16 protein-coding genes are annotated in these 13,581 nt (G+C 60.0%); 10 read left to right on the forward strand and 6 right to left on the reverse strand.

Annotated elements, in window-relative coordinates:
* Positions 1-6: 6 nt before the first annotated feature.
* Both ACTF58_RS05695 and ACTF58_RS05700 read right to left on the reverse strand, forming a co-directional pair.
* Complete coding sequence (locus ACTF58_RS05695) at positions 7-603, reverse strand: MlaC/ttg2D family ABC transporter substrate-binding protein (protein ID WP_438991081.1); 597 nt, start codon at positions 601-603, stop codon at positions 7-9.
* 11 nt (positions 604-614) lie between these two features.
* Positions 615-1,352 (reverse strand): MlaA family lipoprotein, encoded by a 738-nt coding sequence (locus tag ACTF58_RS05700; RefSeq protein ID WP_438991007.1) that lies wholly within the window; start codon positions 1,350-1,352, stop codon positions 615-617.
* A gap of 189 nt (positions 1,353-1,541) precedes the next feature.
* Between ACTF58_RS05700 and ACTF58_RS05705 the strand changes: the two genes are divergently transcribed.
* The 6 genes from ACTF58_RS05705 (at position 1,542) to ACTF58_RS05730 (ending at position 7,438) form a co-directional block, all read left to right on the forward strand.
* Positions 1,542-3,284, forward strand: a complete 1,743-nt coding sequence (locus ACTF58_RS05705) for a type I secretion system permease/ATPase (protein WP_438991008.1) — start codon at positions 1,542-1,544, stop codon at positions 3,282-3,284.
* A complete protein-coding gene (locus tag ACTF58_RS05710; RefSeq protein WP_438991009.1) occupies positions 3,281-4,627 on the forward strand; it encodes an HlyD family type I secretion periplasmic adaptor subunit in 1,347 nt (448 codons plus the stop codon). Before ACTF58_RS05705 ends, ACTF58_RS05710 begins: the two co-directional genes overlap by 4 nt.
* A 79-nt stretch (positions 4,628-4,706) precedes the next feature.
* On the forward strand, positions 4,707-5,171 hold the full coding sequence (locus ACTF58_RS05715; protein ID WP_438991010.1) for a RidA family protein: 465 nt from the start codon (positions 4,707-4,709) through the stop codon (positions 5,169-5,171).
* On the forward strand, positions 5,171-5,935 hold the full coding sequence (locus ACTF58_RS05720; protein WP_438991011.1) for a glycerophosphodiester phosphodiesterase family protein: 765 nt from the start codon (positions 5,171-5,173) through the stop codon (positions 5,933-5,935). The genes ACTF58_RS05715 and ACTF58_RS05720 overlap by 1 nt, the downstream gene beginning before the upstream one ends.
* A gap of 34 nt (positions 5,936-5,969) precedes the next feature.
* On the forward strand, positions 5,970-7,151 hold the full coding sequence (locus ACTF58_RS05725; RefSeq protein WP_438991012.1) for a GNAT family N-acetyltransferase: 1,182 nt from the start codon (positions 5,970-5,972) through the stop codon (positions 7,149-7,151).
* Positions 7,148-7,438 carry a 4a-hydroxytetrahydrobiopterin dehydratase gene (locus tag ACTF58_RS05730; RefSeq protein WP_438991013.1) on the forward strand — a complete coding sequence of 97 codons (291 nt, stop codon included), beginning with the start codon at positions 7,148-7,150 and terminating at the stop codon, positions 7,436-7,438. Before ACTF58_RS05725 ends, ACTF58_RS05730 begins: the two co-directional genes overlap by 4 nt.
* Before the next feature lie 32 nt (positions 7,439-7,470).
* On the opposite strand, the gene ACTF58_RS05735 is transcribed toward ACTF58_RS05730, so the two are convergent.
* Positions 7,471-8,019 carry a YaeQ family protein gene (locus ACTF58_RS05735; RefSeq protein ID WP_438991014.1) on the reverse strand — a complete coding sequence of 183 codons (549 nt, stop codon included), beginning with the start codon at positions 8,017-8,019 and terminating at the stop codon, positions 7,471-7,473.
* A 117-nt stretch (positions 8,020-8,136) separates the two neighbouring features.
* The gene (locus ACTF58_RS05740; protein WP_438991015.1) at positions 8,137-8,625 is read right to left on the reverse strand and encodes a peroxiredoxin; all 489 of its coding nucleotides are present in this window, start codon (positions 8,623-8,625) and stop codon (positions 8,137-8,139) included.
* 84 nt (positions 8,626-8,709) lie between these two features.
* On the opposite strand from ACTF58_RS05740, the gene ACTF58_RS05745 reads away from it, so the two are divergent.
* Together ACTF58_RS05745 and rsmD are read left to right on the forward strand one after the other, a co-directional pair.
* Positions 8,710-9,921, forward strand: a complete 1,212-nt coding sequence (locus ACTF58_RS05745; protein WP_438991016.1) for an NAD(P)/FAD-dependent oxidoreductase — start codon at positions 8,710-8,712, stop codon at positions 9,919-9,921.
* Positions 9,918-10,475, forward strand: a complete 558-nt coding sequence (gene rsmD / locus ACTF58_RS05750) for a 16S rRNA (guanine(966)-N(2))-methyltransferase RsmD (protein ID WP_438991017.1) — start codon at positions 9,918-9,920, stop codon at positions 10,473-10,475. The genes ACTF58_RS05745 and rsmD overlap by 4 nt, the downstream gene beginning before the upstream one ends.
* 3 nt (positions 10,476-10,478) lie before the next feature.
* Here rsmD and map read toward each other — a convergent pair whose 3' ends face one another.
* The gene (gene map / locus ACTF58_RS05755; protein ID WP_438991018.1) at positions 10,479-11,291 is read right to left on the reverse strand and encodes a type I methionyl aminopeptidase; all 813 of its coding nucleotides are present in this window, start codon (positions 11,289-11,291) and stop codon (positions 10,479-10,481) included.
* A gap of 96 nt (positions 11,292-11,387) precedes the next feature.
* Positions 11,388-12,086 (reverse strand): DNA/RNA nuclease SfsA, encoded by a 699-nt coding sequence (gene sfsA / locus ACTF58_RS05760; protein ID WP_438991019.1) that lies wholly within the window; start codon positions 12,084-12,086, stop codon positions 11,388-11,390.
* Between the two features lie 46 nt (positions 12,087-12,132).
* On the opposite strand from sfsA, the gene ACTF58_RS05765 reads away from it, so the two are divergent.
* Positions 12,133-12,855: a competence/damage-inducible protein A gene (locus ACTF58_RS05765; protein ID WP_438991020.1), complete on the forward strand. Its 723-nt coding sequence runs from the start codon at positions 12,133-12,135 to the stop codon at positions 12,853-12,855.
* Positions 12,852-13,580, forward strand: a complete 729-nt coding sequence (locus ACTF58_RS05770; protein ID WP_438991021.1) for a GNAT family N-acetyltransferase — start codon at positions 12,852-12,854, stop codon at positions 13,578-13,580. Before ACTF58_RS05765 ends, ACTF58_RS05770 begins: the two co-directional genes overlap by 4 nt.
* Position 13,581: the final 1 nt, after the last annotated feature.

Below are 13,581 nucleotides of genomic sequence, written 5' to 3' on the forward strand. Positions count from 1 at the left end.
AATCGCCTAGCCAGCCTGCCTCAAGTCCTCGATCAGCGCATCAATATCGCCACGGCGCTTATCGAGCATGGAGCCGATCTCGGTGCGCTCGGTCAAAAGCATATTGATCCCCTCGATATAGAGGTTGAAGAACCTGTTGTCGCCAGAGCGGTCCGAAACAAGAAAGGTCACCTCAAAAGGCGATTGCCCGTTCAAATAGGCCACAGCACTGACCTCATACCACTTTTTGACCTGCTTTACGCCCGTAACCTCAAGACGCCCGCCAATAAACTCGCGGAAGCGACGGCCATATTTGCGCGCAACATAGGTTTCAAAAGCCGCAGAATACGCCCTCTTTTGAGACGCCGTCGCGCTGCGCCCATCATTGCCCAAAGTATACGCCGCAATATAGGATGTGTCCGAATAGCGCGCAAAAATGCGCTCAAAGTCTTTATACATCGCGCCTTCAGACCGCCCCGAGCCAATCACCGAATTGATCTCGCCCACAACCTTATCAACCAGTTTGCGCGCCTCGTCCTTGGAAAAGGCCAAGGCAGGCAGCGGAGACAAGACAAAGCTGGCCACAGTTGCAGCCATAAGTTTGATAGAATGACGACGTGTCATAAAACGCATAATCAGAACCCTTCGGTGTTCAAATCAAAAGGGTCGGCCTCCGCCACAGGCGCAGCCTGACCCAACTCAAAACGGCGATTTTGCAAATAGAGCGTTTGCGCCTGTGCATAGCTGTCGGCACTTTCATATAGCACAGAATCAATCATATCGCCAAAGGTGCCACGGTCGCCAAGGCGCGCCGCCACAGAGGCGCCGGTGCCGTAATATTTCTCAGGACTGGGCAGCATATAGGTCAGCGGGTTGGTGAACAGGTCCACAACCCGCCCGATCGCATCCCGCTCTGTCGCAGGGCCGATCAGCGGCAGCTCCACATAAGCGCCCTCGCCAATACCCCAGACAGAGAGTGTCTCGCCAAAGTCAGCCTTGGCACGATACAGTTTAAATTCCGATGACGGGTCCAAAAGACCACCAATGCCGATCGTGGTGTTGAGTGCAAACCGCAGCGTGTTTTGCCCCGCTTCACCAATCCGCCCTTGCAGCACATTGTTCACAATCGTGCCTGGCATGGAAAGATTTGAGGAGAAATTGCTCACGCCCTGTTGCACAGGCTGCGGCACAACACTGACATACCCCTTGCCCGCAGGCCGCAGGAGCCTGCGATCAACCGCGAGGTTCAGCTTGTGGGTCGTGCGATTGACCTTCTCGTAAGGGTCAAACACCACAGAGGGGTCCAGCCCCGCGTCGCGCTTGGTGCAGGCACCAGCCAGCCCGATCATCGCAATCATTGCAACCGGTTTCAAAATTCCCTTATGCAAAGCAAACTCCCATCCAAAACAGTCTGTTTTACCTATGCTATCCAGAGCACAAGCCCAAGCGCTCTCCCGCGTTATTGCCAATATGTGGCCGTTTGGAAACAGAACATCGCCTCAAATGCGCAATAAACGGCGCGATTTGAGAGTTTCCTAACGGTTTGCCCCTATGAAATGCCTATGAGCGTGACCCGTATCCCCTTTGGCCTTGAAGAATTGCGCGCCGCACGACGTGAGTCGCGCGCTCTTTTTTGGGCTGCGGGTCTCTTCAGCGCCTTTGTAAATCTGCTCATGCTCACAGGCCCGCTCTATATGCTTCAGGTCTATGACCGTGTTCTTGGCTCGCGCTCCGAGGCCACGCTGCTGGTCCTCACAGCCCTTGTGGTTTTTCTCTACACCATGATGGGCCTGCTGGATTACGCCCGTGGCCGTATCATGGCGCGTGTGGGCGCGCGCTTTCAAACCTGCCTTGACAGGCGCGTCTTTGAGGCGGTGATCCGTAAAAATGCTCATAGTCCCCAGAGCGAAAGCGCCCTCGCCCTGCGCGATCTTGAGGCCGTTCAACGCCTGCTCACCTCGCCCGCGCTCATGGCGCTCTTTGACATCCCCTTTGTCCCGCTCTTTCTCTTCGGGATATTTTTGTTTCATCCTTGGCTTGGCCTTCTGGCTCTTCTGGGTGGGGCGCTGCTTCTGGGGCTGACCCTCCTCAATCTTCTGATCACACACGCCCCCCTCACAGAAGCAAACCGCGCCGCCGCCCAAGCCGAGACTCTTGCAGAACAGTTCCGTTGCGAAGCCGAGGTGATCCAAGCCATGGGAATGCGCGACGCGGCCTTCGCCCGTTGGCAAGCTGCGCGCAAAGCCTCTCTAAAAGAGCATATGCGCGCCGCAGACCTCGGGAGCCTTTTCAGCACCGCTGGCAGAGCTTTCCGCCTTTTGCTTCAGTCGGCCATGCTTGGCCTTGGGGCCTATCTCGTGCTCCAAAACCAGCTCACCTCAGGCGCAATGATCGCAGGGTCCATCCTGATGGGGCGCGCTCTTGCCCCGATTGAACTCAGCATAGGCCAATGGCCTCTGTTTGCCCGCGCCCGCAAAGGCTGGCGGGCTTTGGCACAAGTGCTCCGCGACAGCCCCCCCGAGCCTTCGCGCATGGCCTTGCCCCGCCCCAATGCCCGTTTGGATGTCACCCAAGCCACGATCGTCCCCCCTGGCGCGTCACAGGCCGCGCTCAAAATGATCACATTCTCCGTCAAGCCGGGTCAGGCTGTCGGGGTCATCGGCCCGTTGGGCGCGGGCAAATCCTCTCTGGCCCGCGCGCTCACGGGCGCATGGCGTCCTGCGGGTGGCAAAATCTGCCTTGATGGCGCAAGCCTTGATCAATACGATCCTGCTGTCTTGGGCAATCTGATCGGCTATCTCCCCCAGCGCGTGGCTCTGTTTGACGGAACAATTGCACAAAACATTGCCCGTCTCGCGCCTGCGCCAGACGCCGCCGCTGTCGTCAATGCCGCCCAGCGCGCAGATGCCCACGCCATGATCATGGCCTTGCCTGAGGGCTATGACACAGAGGTGTCCGCCAGCGGCGGGCGCCTGTCGGGTGGTCAGATCCAGCGGATCGGTCTGGCCCGCGCGCTCTATGGCGACCCTGTCCTGCTGATTCTTGATGAGCCGAACTCCAACCTCGACAATGACGGCAGCCAAGCCCTCAACCGCACCATTGCGGCCTTCCGTGATGCGGGCAACTCTGTCTTGATCATGGCCCACCGCCCCGCCGCCATAGAGCAATGCGACACCCTCATGATGCTGCAGGAGGGCCGCCTTCTCGGCTTTGGCCCAAAGGACGACATCCTGCGCCGCATGGTCCAAAATCACCCTGATATCACATGGCATCCAAGCTCACGCACAAACGGAAGCGCCATATGAACGCGCCCCAAGCCCGCACCCCCGCCAGCCCGGACCCGCGCCACGAGGTCAAACGCGCTTGGCCTGCGCATATGCCCGTGCGTGTCGGCCTGTGTGCCCTAATATTGCTTGTGGCAGGCTTTGGCGGCTGGGCTGTCTTCAGTTCCCTTGCTGGCGCAATCGTCGCGCAGGGCCGTGTCGAAGTAGAGCAAAACCGCCAGATCGTTCAACATCCCCAAGGCGGCGTCATTGCCGAACTCAGGGTCAAAGAAGGCGACAGCGTCACAGCGGGCCAGACCTTGATCCAGCTTGACAGCGCCTCACTTGGCTCCGAGCACGCCATTGTGCAAAGCCAGCTGTTTGAGCTGATGGCCCGCCGTGCCCGCCTTGAGGCCGAGCGCGACACAGCCGCGACCCTCAGCTTTGATCCAGAGCTCGCAACCCTTGCCAAAACAACGCCCGACATCGCCGAGCTGGTTTCAGGTCAAATCCGCCTCTTTACGGCCCGCGCCGAAAGCATCACCCACGAGCGCGAAAAGCTCGCCAAGCGCCGCGATCAAATGCTTGATCAGCTCCACGGCATCCAAGCCCAGACAGAGGCCATCGGGCAGCAAATCGACCTCATCGGCGAAGAGCTTGAGGCCCAAAACAGCCTTCTTGCGCGCGGCCTTGCCCAAGCCTCACGTGTGCTGGCTTTGCGCCGTGAAGAAGCGCGCCTCTTGGGGCTGGTCGGCGAGCTGCGCGCCACCAAGGCCCAAGTCGAGGGCCGCACCACGGAACTTGAGATTGAAAGCCTGAAGCTGACAAGCTCCCTGCGGGAAGAGGCCATCAGCCAACTGGGCGAGCTGCGCGGGCGCGAGCTTGAGTTGCGCGAGCGGCGTCAGCGCCTCGCCGACCAGCTCGCAGGCCTCTCTATTCAGGCCCCCACCTCAGGTCTGGTCTATGGTCTCGCAGTCAACACGCCCCGCGCCGTGATCCGCGCCGCCGAGCCGATCCTTTATATCGTTCCGCAAGACCGCCCGCTTGTGATCGCCGCCGAAGTTCCAGTGATTCATATCGACAGGCTCCATATCGGCCAAAGCGTCAATTTGCGCTTCTCTGCCCTCGATCAGCGCCGCACCCCCGAGCTTTACGGCCACGTCGTCACGCTCTCCGCCGATGCTTTCGTCGATGAGGCACGCGGCACATCCTATTACCGCGCCGAAATCGCCCTCAATGCAGGCGAGTTGGCCAAGCTCCCTGACGGGGCCACGCTCGTTCCGGGTATGCCCGCCGAAGCCTTTATCCTCACCTCAGAGCAAAGCCCTATCGACTATCTGCTCAAACCCCTCTCGGATTATTTCAAGCAGGCCTTGCGCGAATAAGACAGGTCGCTTTTGCCGTATCGGCGCGGCGCATTTCCCGCTAGCCTCTCCCCGACTCGCCAATTTCAGGAGACACGAGATGAGCAGCAAACTAGAACAACGCCTCACCGATATGGGCATCACCCTGCCCGCAGCCCCTGCGCCCGCAGCCAACTATGTGCCCTTCGTCGTGACAGGCAACACAGTCTACGTCTCGGGCCAGATTTCCAACGGCCCGGACGGCCTCATCCTTGGAAAACTCGGCGACACCATGACCACAGAAGACGGCGTCGCAGCAGCGCGCAGCTGTGCACTCAGCCTTCTGGCCCAGCTCAAAGCCGCCTGTGATGGTGATCTTGACCGCCTCGTGCGGGTCGTCAAACTCGTGGGGTTTGTAAACTCAACAGCCGACTACACAGACCAGCCCAAAGTGATCAATGGCGCCTCCGACTTCATGGTCGAAGCGCTCGGCGATATTGGCCGCCATGCGCGCTCCGCCGTGTCCGCCGTCTCGCTCCCCCTCGGCGTTGCCGTGGAAATCGAAGGCATCTTCGAGATCAAATAATGCAGCACCCCGCTTTGCCCCAAACCTTCCTTCAGGCTCCGATCACCCATCGGGGCCTGCACAGCCTGCCAAATGGTGTCCCCGAGAACAGCCTTGCTGCCTTTGACGCCGCCATAGCGCGCGGCTACGCAATCGAGCTTGACTTGCAGCTCTCCCAAGACGGCGTGGCAATGGTGTTTCACGACTATTCGCTCGAACGCCTCACAGCCGAAAACGGCCCGCTCGCGCAGCGCACCGCCGCCGCTTTGGGTCAGATCGCCCTCACAGGCGGAAGCGAAGCCATCCCGACCCTCGCCGAGACGCTCGCCCATGTCGCAGGACGCGCACCGCTCCTGATCGAGCTAAAGGATCAAGACGGCGCCCTTGGCCCCAATGTCGGCCCGCTTGAAGAGGCCACGGTCAAAGCCCTCGCAGGCTACACAGGCGATGTCGCTCTGATGTCGTTCAATCCCCATTCTGTCGCAGCGCTTGCCCGCCTCGCGCCCCATATCCCGCGCGGCCTCACAACCTGCGATTATCTGCCCCAAGACTGGCCCACCATTCCCAAGGCCCGCCTCGCCGAGCTTGTCTCCATTCCCGATTTCTCCCATACAGGCGCAAGCTTTATCAGCCATCAAGCCAGTGATCTGGCGCGCGCCCCTGTGGCCGCGCTCAAGGCGCGAGGCGTGCCGATCCTCTGCTGGACAATCCGCTCACCTCGAGAAGAAGAAGACGCCCGCCACATCGCAGATAACGTCACGTTCGAAGGCTACTTGCCCGCTTGAAAGCGCGCCTGTCTGCAACAATATTGAGGCCAAGATGGACAGCGACGCGCAAATCGAGATCAGGCTCAATCCCAGCTTGCGCGACATCCCGCAAGCCGATTGGGACGCCTGCGCCCATGCCCTCGCAGCGCGCCCCCGCGACCCGTTCACAACCCATCGCTTTCTGCTCGCGCTGGAAGACAGCTGCTCTGTCGGGCCAGGCACAGGCTGGCAGCCGCTCTATCTCACCCTGCATCAAAACGGCCAGATCATCGGCTGTGCCCCGCTCTACGGCAAGTCACACTCCCAAGGCGAATACATCTTTGATTTCAACTGGGCCGACGCCTTCACGCGCGCCGGCGGGCAGTATTACCCAAAATTCCAGATCGCCGTGCCCTTCACGCCTGCCACTGGTCCCCGCTTTCTCGCCCGCGCAGGCTTTGAAGCCGTCGCCATGCCCGCCCTCCTCCAAGGCGCGATCCAAGTCTCCACAGAGCAAGGCGTCAGTTCGCTGCACGTGACCTTTTGCACCGAAGATGAAGCCATAGCAGGCGAGGCCATGGGGCTTCTGCGCCGCACCACCCAGCAGTTTCACTGGGAAAATCGTGATTTTGCCCGTTTTGAGGACTTCCTCACATCCCTCACCGCGCGCAAGCGTAAGAACATCCGCCGCGAGCGCGCCGAGGCGCAAGCCTTTGGCGGAACCATCCGACGCCTCACAGGCGATCAGATCAAACCCGAACATTGGGACGCTTTCTGGCAGTTCTACCAAGACACAGGCCGCCGCAAATGGGGCACGCCCTACCTGACCCGCGCCTTCTTTGACATCGCTCAAGAGACCCTGCGCGACGACATGATCCTGATCTTGGCAGAGCGTGACGGCGTGCCCATCGCAGGCGCGCTCAATTTCATTGGCGAGCAGGCGCTTTTTGGCCGCTACTGGGGCTGCGTGGAAGATCACCGCTGCCTGCATTTTGAGCTGTGCTACTATCAAGCCATCGAGGCGGCCATAGAGCTGGGCCTGCCCCGCGTCGAGGCGGGCGCGCAAGGCGAACACAAGCTGGCGCGCGGCTACCTGCCCACAACCTGCCATTCGCTGCACTGGCTTGCCGACGAGGGCTTCTCAAATGCAGTCGCGCAATATCTGGTCTCAGAGCGCCGCGCGATTGGCGAAGAAATCGAAATCCTGACAGGCTATGGCCCGTTCAAATCCGACAAAAGGGAGGAACAAGATTGATCGAAATTCTCAGCGACACCGCCCGCGAACAACTCCTCGCGCCGCTCATAGAAAACGGCTGGGCGCAGGACGAAACCCGCGACGCCATCACAAAAACATACACATTCAAAGACTTCACAGAGGCCTTCGGCTGGATGACACAGGCCGCCCTCTGGGCCGAAAAGTGGAACCATCACCCAGAATGGAGCAATGTTTACAACCGCGTCACCGTCACCCTCACAACCCACGACGCAGGCGGCCTCAGCTCACTCGACGCAAAGCTCGCCCGCAAAATGGACAGTTTGTAAAGAAGGGGCGTGCGGGCAGGCCACCCCGTCCCTCAACCCAAAGCGCTTTTCCACTCAACAGGCGTCACATAGACCATCCCCGCGTCAGCGCTGACCATGACTTCACCGTCCTGAATATTGACCTGAAGTTTCATTGCACGGCTTGCCAAGCCAGCGAGCGCGCGGGTGCTGTCTTCCGAAAGGTTCGTCACCTGAAGGTTGTCAAACCGCGTGGTGCTGCCTTTGAGCTTGTCCCACCACATCTCGGCGGTCCTGCCGCCATAGCTATAGACAGCCACTTTGCCCGCCTTGCCACAAGACTGGCGCACTAGCTTCTCGCTCGGCAGCCCCAGCGCGACCCAAAGCTCAAGCTCGCCGCCAAGGCTCTTTTGCCAAATATCTGGCTCGTCGTCCGTCGATAGCCCCTTGGTCATTTCAAGCTGCTCATGGGCATTTAAGGCAAAGGCAAGCAAGCGCACCATAAGGCGCTCGTCTGTCTCTGATGGGTGCTTGGCAACGGTCAGCTTATGGGTCTCGTAATAGTGACGGTCCATGTCCGACACGGATAGGTCAACTTTATAGATCGTCGCTTTTTGCGCCATGTTCGCCCCCTGAACACTGTGAATAAGCCTGCCTAATGCGTCTCAGGGCCATGTAAAAGCAAATAAAAATGGCCCCCCAGATTATGGAGGGCCAATCCGTCTCACAATATTTCGCCCTCAGAGCGCCGCAACCATCGCTTCACCGCCAGAAATCTCGCAAGTTCCTGGGCTGTCTTCTGCATGAAGCACCTTCACAACACCGTCTTCTGCCATCAAAGCATAGCGCCGTGAGCGGCTCACAAAGCCAACGGGGGGCGCATCAAAGTCCATACTAATCGCCTTGGTAAAGGCGCCTGATGCGTCCGCCAGAACGGTGATGCCTTCGCCGAGCGCGCCTGTGGCCTCGCCCCACGCGTTCATAACCCACGGGTCATTGACGGACAGACAGATGATCTCCTCCACACCCTTGGCCGCCAGCGCCTCTTTCTGGCGCAGAAAGCTTGGCATATGCGCCGAATGGCACGTCGGCGTATAGGCACCAGGCACCGCAAAGATCACAACCTTGCGCCCCTTAAGTTTCTCGCCTAGCTCCACAGGCGCAGGCCCATCCGCGCCAAGCGTCATAACAGCCACCTCTGGCAGCTTATCTCCAACTGAAATCGTCATTTTTGTCGCGTCTCCCTGTTTGCGTTTAGATCATCCATGCATATAAGCGTCTTTACGCTCAGAACCAGCAGAAGGATCATTCTGATGTCTCATATTATCGTCGTCGGTGCAGGTCAGGCAGGAGCCTCCCTTGTCGCCAAGCTGCGAAATGAAGGCTTTGAGGGGCAGATCACTCTGATTGGCGAAGAAACAGCGCCGCCTTACCAGCGCCCGCCGCTGTCCAAAGCCTATCTCTTGGGCGAAATGGAGCTTGAGCGGCTCTACCTGCGCCCCGAAAGCTTCTATGCAGACCAGAATATCACTCTGCGCCTCGGTGCAGAGGTCAGCGCAATTGACCCCGCCGCCAAAACACTGACAGTCGACGGCGAGACATTGGCCTATGACCAGCTCGCCCTCACAACAGGCTCAACCCCCCGCCGTCTGCCCGCCGCCATTGGCGGCGCGCTTGAGGGCGTCTATGTGGTGCGCGGTCTGCCTGATGTCGATGCAATGGAGCCCGAATTTGGCGAGGGCAAACACGTGCTCATTATAGGCGGGGGCTATATCGGCCTTGAGGCCGCAGCCGTGGCCGCTAAAAAAGGCCTCAAAGTCACGCTCGTAGAGATGGCCGACCGCATCCTTCAGCGCGTCGCCTCGCCCCAGACCTCCGATTACTTTCGCGCGCTCCATACCGCCCATGGCGTCAATATTCTTGAGGGCACAGGCCTCACCCGCCTCATCGGCGACAGCCGCGTCACAGGCGCCGAGCTGTCTGACGGCACCACCCTTGAGATCGACTTCGCCCTCGTCGGCGTCGGTATTGCCCCCGCCACAGCTCTGGCTGAATCGGCGGGCCTGACGCTGGACAACGGCATCATGACAGACGCCCACGGGCGCACCTCTGATGCCCATATCTGGGCCGCAGGCGACTGTGCCTCTTTCCCCTATCGCGACGGACGCATCCGCCTTGAGTCTGTGCCCAACGCCATTGATCAGGCCGAAGTGGTCGCCCAAAATATGCTCGGCAAGGGCGTCGACTACACCGCCAAGCCTTGGTTCTGGTCCGATCAATACGATGTCAAACTCCAGATCGCTGGCCTCAATACTGGCTATGACCGCGTGATCACCCGCAAGGGCGACAAAGACGGCGCCGTCTCGTTCTGGTATTACGCAGGCGAGGCGCTCCTCGCCGTTGATGCCGCCAATGATCCGCGTGCCTATATGATCGGCAAACGCCTCATCGAGGCTGGCAAATCCCCCGCGCCAGAGGTGGTCGAAGACCCCGCCACCGAGCTCAAATCGCTGATGACCGCGTGAGAATTATCGCAGGGCAACATCGCGGCCTCATATTGGCCGAGGTCGGCCAAGGTGACACCACAGCCCACCTGCGCCCGACGTCTGATCGCGTCCGCGAGAGCCTGTTCAATATTCTCGCCCATTACGGCCAGCCCGCTGGCGCGCGTGTGCTCGATCTCTTCGCAGGCACAGGCGCGCTCGGCCTTGAAGCGCTCAGCCGTGGCGCGCACCATGTGAGCTATGTGGAAAACGGCCGCACAGGCCAGAAGCTCATCCTTGAAAACCTGACCAAAGCCCGCCGCACCCAAGACGCGACCCTGCTCAAAAGTGACGCCACAAGCCTGCCTCCCGCCAAAGCCCCCTGTGATCTGGTTTTTCTTGATCCGCCTTATGGCAAGGCCTTGGGCGAGCAGGCCCTCGCCTCAGCCCTTGCCCAAGGCTGGCTGGCGGATGGGGCCTTGATCGTCTGGGAAGAAAACACGCCCATGTATGCGCCCAAAGGCTTCACGCTAGAAGATCAGCGCAAATACGGCAGCACAGTGATCACGCTTCTGCGCGCGCCAGCCGAGTCATAGGGTCTAGCCATAGGTCGGATGAAACCGCCCCGCAGGCGAGAGCGTAAAGATCTCATAGCCCGTCGCCGTCACACCAATCGAGTGCTCAAACTGCGCACTCAAAGATTTGTCCCGCGTTACAGCCGTCCAATCGTCGGCCAGAACTTTGGTCTCAGGCCGCCCGAGGTTCACCATCGGCTCGATGGTAAAGAACATCCCCTCTTCCAAGACAGGCCCCGTGCCTTCGCGCCCGTAGTGCAGAACATTCGGAGGCGCATGGAAAACTGTGCCAAGCCCGTGGCCGCAGAAGTCGCGCACAACAGACATCCGCTGCGCCTCGACAAAGCTCTGGATCGCATAGCCGATATCGCCAAAAGTATTGCCAGGCTTCACAGCCTCAATCCCCTTAAACAGCGCCTCATGGGTAATCTCGATCAGCCGCTCCGCCTTGCGGCCAAGCTTGCCCGCGACGAACATACGGCTGGTATCACCAAACCAACCGTCCACAATGACCGTCACATCAATGTTGAGAATGTCGCCATCCTTGAGCTTTTTGTCCGAGGGAATGCCGTGACAGACCACATGGTTGATCGAAATACAGCTCGCGTGCTCATAGCCCTTATAGCCGATTGTGGCCGAGGTCGCCCCCGCCGCATTCACCATCTCTTCTACAATACGGTCAATCTCGGCAGTGCTCTGCCCCACAAAAACGTGCGCGCCAATGCGGTCCAGAATATCTGCCGCAAGCCGCCCCGCCGCGCGCATCCCTGCAAAATCGGCCTCGCTATGAATGCGGATACCGTCTCTCGTCACTGGTCCGTTATGCTTTTCACCCACGGCGCTGGCCTCATCTTTGTTTGGTCCCTTTCGCCCTACATAAATCGGATCAGCCCCAAGGGCCACCCCATGCGAAAAGCAGCGCACGCCGCCTGATCAGAGCTGCAAAGGCAAGGCCTTGCCAAGGGTGATGCCCTGCACATCAATCCGGCAATCATAAGCCATAATCTCAACCCCCGCCGCCATAGCCGCGCGCAGCCCCGCCGCATAGGCCGCGTCAATGTCGCCCGCCACACTCACCGATTGTGCATCCGTGCGCTGCACCAGAAAAAACAGAAGCGCCCTGTGCCCCTGCGTGACCATGGCGGCAAGCTCCTGCAAATGCTTCAGTCCCCGCGCCGTGACAGAATCAGGAAACTCGGCAAGCCCCGCCTGCCGCATCAGCGTGACCGATTTCACCTCAAGATAAAGATCACGCGCGCCGCCTTGCAGCAAAAAGTCGACACGGCTCTTTTCGCCATATTTCACTTCAGGGCGCACCACATCATACTCAAGCCCCGCTATAGCGCGCGCCTCAAGTGCCGCCTTGACCACGCGGTTCGCCACAGAGGTATCCACCCCCGAAAAATGCCCGCCACCATGCTCCACAAGCCGCCAGCCATATTTAAGCTTCTTCTTGGGGTCGTCATTGGGCTCAACCCAGATGCGCGCCCCCGCCTCGGCAAGCCCCATCATCGAGCCGGGGTTTGCACAATGCGCCACCGCCTCGCGCCCGTCCGCAAAACGGATATCGGCCAGAAAGCGTTTGTAGCGGCGCAAGAGTGTCGCAGGTTCAAGTGGGGTTTGAAAGCGCATGGCTTACGGCCTATACCCAAGCCAACAGAGCTTCAAGGAACACCGCATGAAGAACCCAACAGCCGCAATGCTCGTCATCGGCGACGAGATCCTCTCAGGCCGCACCCGCGACGCCAATATGCACCACCTCGCAGGCGAGTTGACCAAAGCAGGTATCACGCTTTCAGAGGTCCGTGTTGTGTCAGACGACGCCCCAGCGATTGTGGCGGCGGTTCAGGCGCTCTCGGCGGCCTATGACACAGTCTTCACATCAGGCGGCATTGGCCCAACCCATGACGATATCACCGCCGATTGTATCGCAGAAGCCTTTGGCGCGCATATTGATGTGCGTGATGATGCCCGCGCGCTGCTCGCCGCCTTTTATGAAGAGACAGGCCGAGAGTTCAACGCCGCGCGGATGCGCATGGCCCGTATCCCTGATGGTGCGACCCTGATAGACAACCCCGTCTCCATCGCGCCTGGTTTCACTCTGGGCAATGTGCACGTCATGGCAGGCGTCCCCTCCGTTTTCCAAGCTATGCTTGCCACAGTCCTGCCGACCCTCACAGGCGGCGCGCCGCTGCTAAGCCAGACCCTGCGCATCAACCGTGGCGAAGGCGATATCGCTGGCCCCTTGGCTGATCTGGCTGCGCGCTATCCTACGCTGTCAATCGGCTCCTACCCGTTTCAGGACAACGGCGTTTATGGTTCCAATATCGTTATGCGCAGCGCCGATGGCCCTCTGCTTGACGAAGCCATGTGCGAACTGGCTGAGATATTCCCCGCATGAGCCTCCCCAGCATCCAGCAAATCTATGATGTGGTCGATGGCACATGGCCCGCCGCCGAGTATATGCAGACAGGCCCATGGCTCTTTCGGCGTGGCGCAGGCGGGGGCCAGCGCGTCAGCGCCACAACCGCCCGTGGCCCTACCACAACCGACGACATTGCCACAGCCGAAGCGCAGATGAAGACGATGGGCCAGCCCAATCTCTTCATGATCCGCGAAGGCGACGCGGCGCTCGATGCCCTCCTCGCCACGCAGGGCTATGAGGTGCATGACCCCGTCACAGCTTATGTCGCCCCCGTATCACTCTTTGCCGAAAAACACCCGCCGCGCATCTGCGCTTTGCTGGCGTGGGAACCACTGGCCATCATGCTCGACATCTGGGCCAAAGGCGGCATCACCGAGGGCCGCGTTGATGTGATGCACCGCGCCCAAGGCCCCAAAACAGGCCTCATCGGACGGCTCAATGACCACCCCGCCGCCGCCGCCTTCTGTGCCATTCATGACGGTGTCGCCATGGTCCACGCGCTTGAGGTCTTGCCCCACCAGCGCCAGCAAAACATGGGCAAATACGCCATGTACGAGCTGGCCCATTGGGCCGCGCGCAACGGCGCGAGCCATATCTCGCTTGTGGTCACCCAAGCCAATCAGGCCGGCAACGCGCTCTACACTTCCCTCGGCATGACATCTGTGGGACAGTATCACTACCGCTTGAAGAAAGAGGGCTGAC

Origin of the sequence: Lentibacter sp. (assembly GCF_965657785.1) — a bacterium.
In the GTDB taxonomy this organism is placed as follows: Bacteria; Pseudomonadota; Alphaproteobacteria; order Rhodobacterales; family Rhodobacteraceae; genus Lentibacter.

Excerpts from the sequence above, each read along its gene's own strand:
- ACTF58_RS05740 (WP_438991015.1), bottom strand. The coding sequence starts at position 8,625 with ATGACGATTTCAGTTGGAGATAAGCTGCCAGAGGTGGCTGTTATGACG.
- ACTF58_RS05715 (WP_438991010.1), top strand. The coding sequence starts at position 4,707 with ATGAGCAGCAAACTAGAACAACGCCTCACCGATATGGGCATCACCCTG.
- ACTF58_RS05695 (WP_438991081.1), bottom strand. The coding sequence starts at position 603 with ATGACACGTCGTCATTCTATCAAACTTATGGCTGCAACTGTGGCCAGC.
- ACTF58_RS05725 (WP_438991012.1), top strand. The coding sequence starts at position 5,970 with ATGGACAGCGACGCGCAAATCGAGATCAGGCTCAATCCCAGCTTGCGC.
- ACTF58_RS05765 (WP_438991020.1), top strand. The coding sequence starts at position 12,133 with ATGAAGAACCCAACAGCCGCAATGCTCGTCATCGGCGACGAGATCCTC.
- ACTF58_RS05720 (WP_438991011.1), top strand. The coding sequence starts at position 5,171 with ATGCAGCACCCCGCTTTGCCCCAAACCTTCCTTCAGGCTCCGATCACC.
- ACTF58_RS05705 (WP_438991008.1), top strand. The coding sequence starts at position 1,542 with ATGAGCGTGACCCGTATCCCCTTTGGCCTTGAAGAATTGCGCGCCGCA.
- sfsA (WP_438991019.1), bottom strand. The coding sequence starts at position 12,086 with ATGCGCTTTCAAACCCCACTTGAACCTGCGACACTCTTGCGCCGCTAC.
- ACTF58_RS05735 (WP_438991014.1), bottom strand. The coding sequence starts at position 8,019 with ATGGCGCAAAAAGCGACGATCTATAAAGTTGACCTATCCGTGTCGGAC.
- ACTF58_RS05770 (WP_438991021.1), top strand. The coding sequence starts at position 12,852 with ATGAGCCTCCCCAGCATCCAGCAAATCTATGATGTGGTCGATGGCACA.
- ACTF58_RS05710 (WP_438991009.1), top strand. The coding sequence starts at position 3,281 with ATGAACGCGCCCCAAGCCCGCACCCCCGCCAGCCCGGACCCGCGCCAC.
- ACTF58_RS05745 (WP_438991016.1), top strand. The coding sequence starts at position 8,710 with ATGTCTCATATTATCGTCGTCGGTGCAGGTCAGGCAGGAGCCTCCCTT.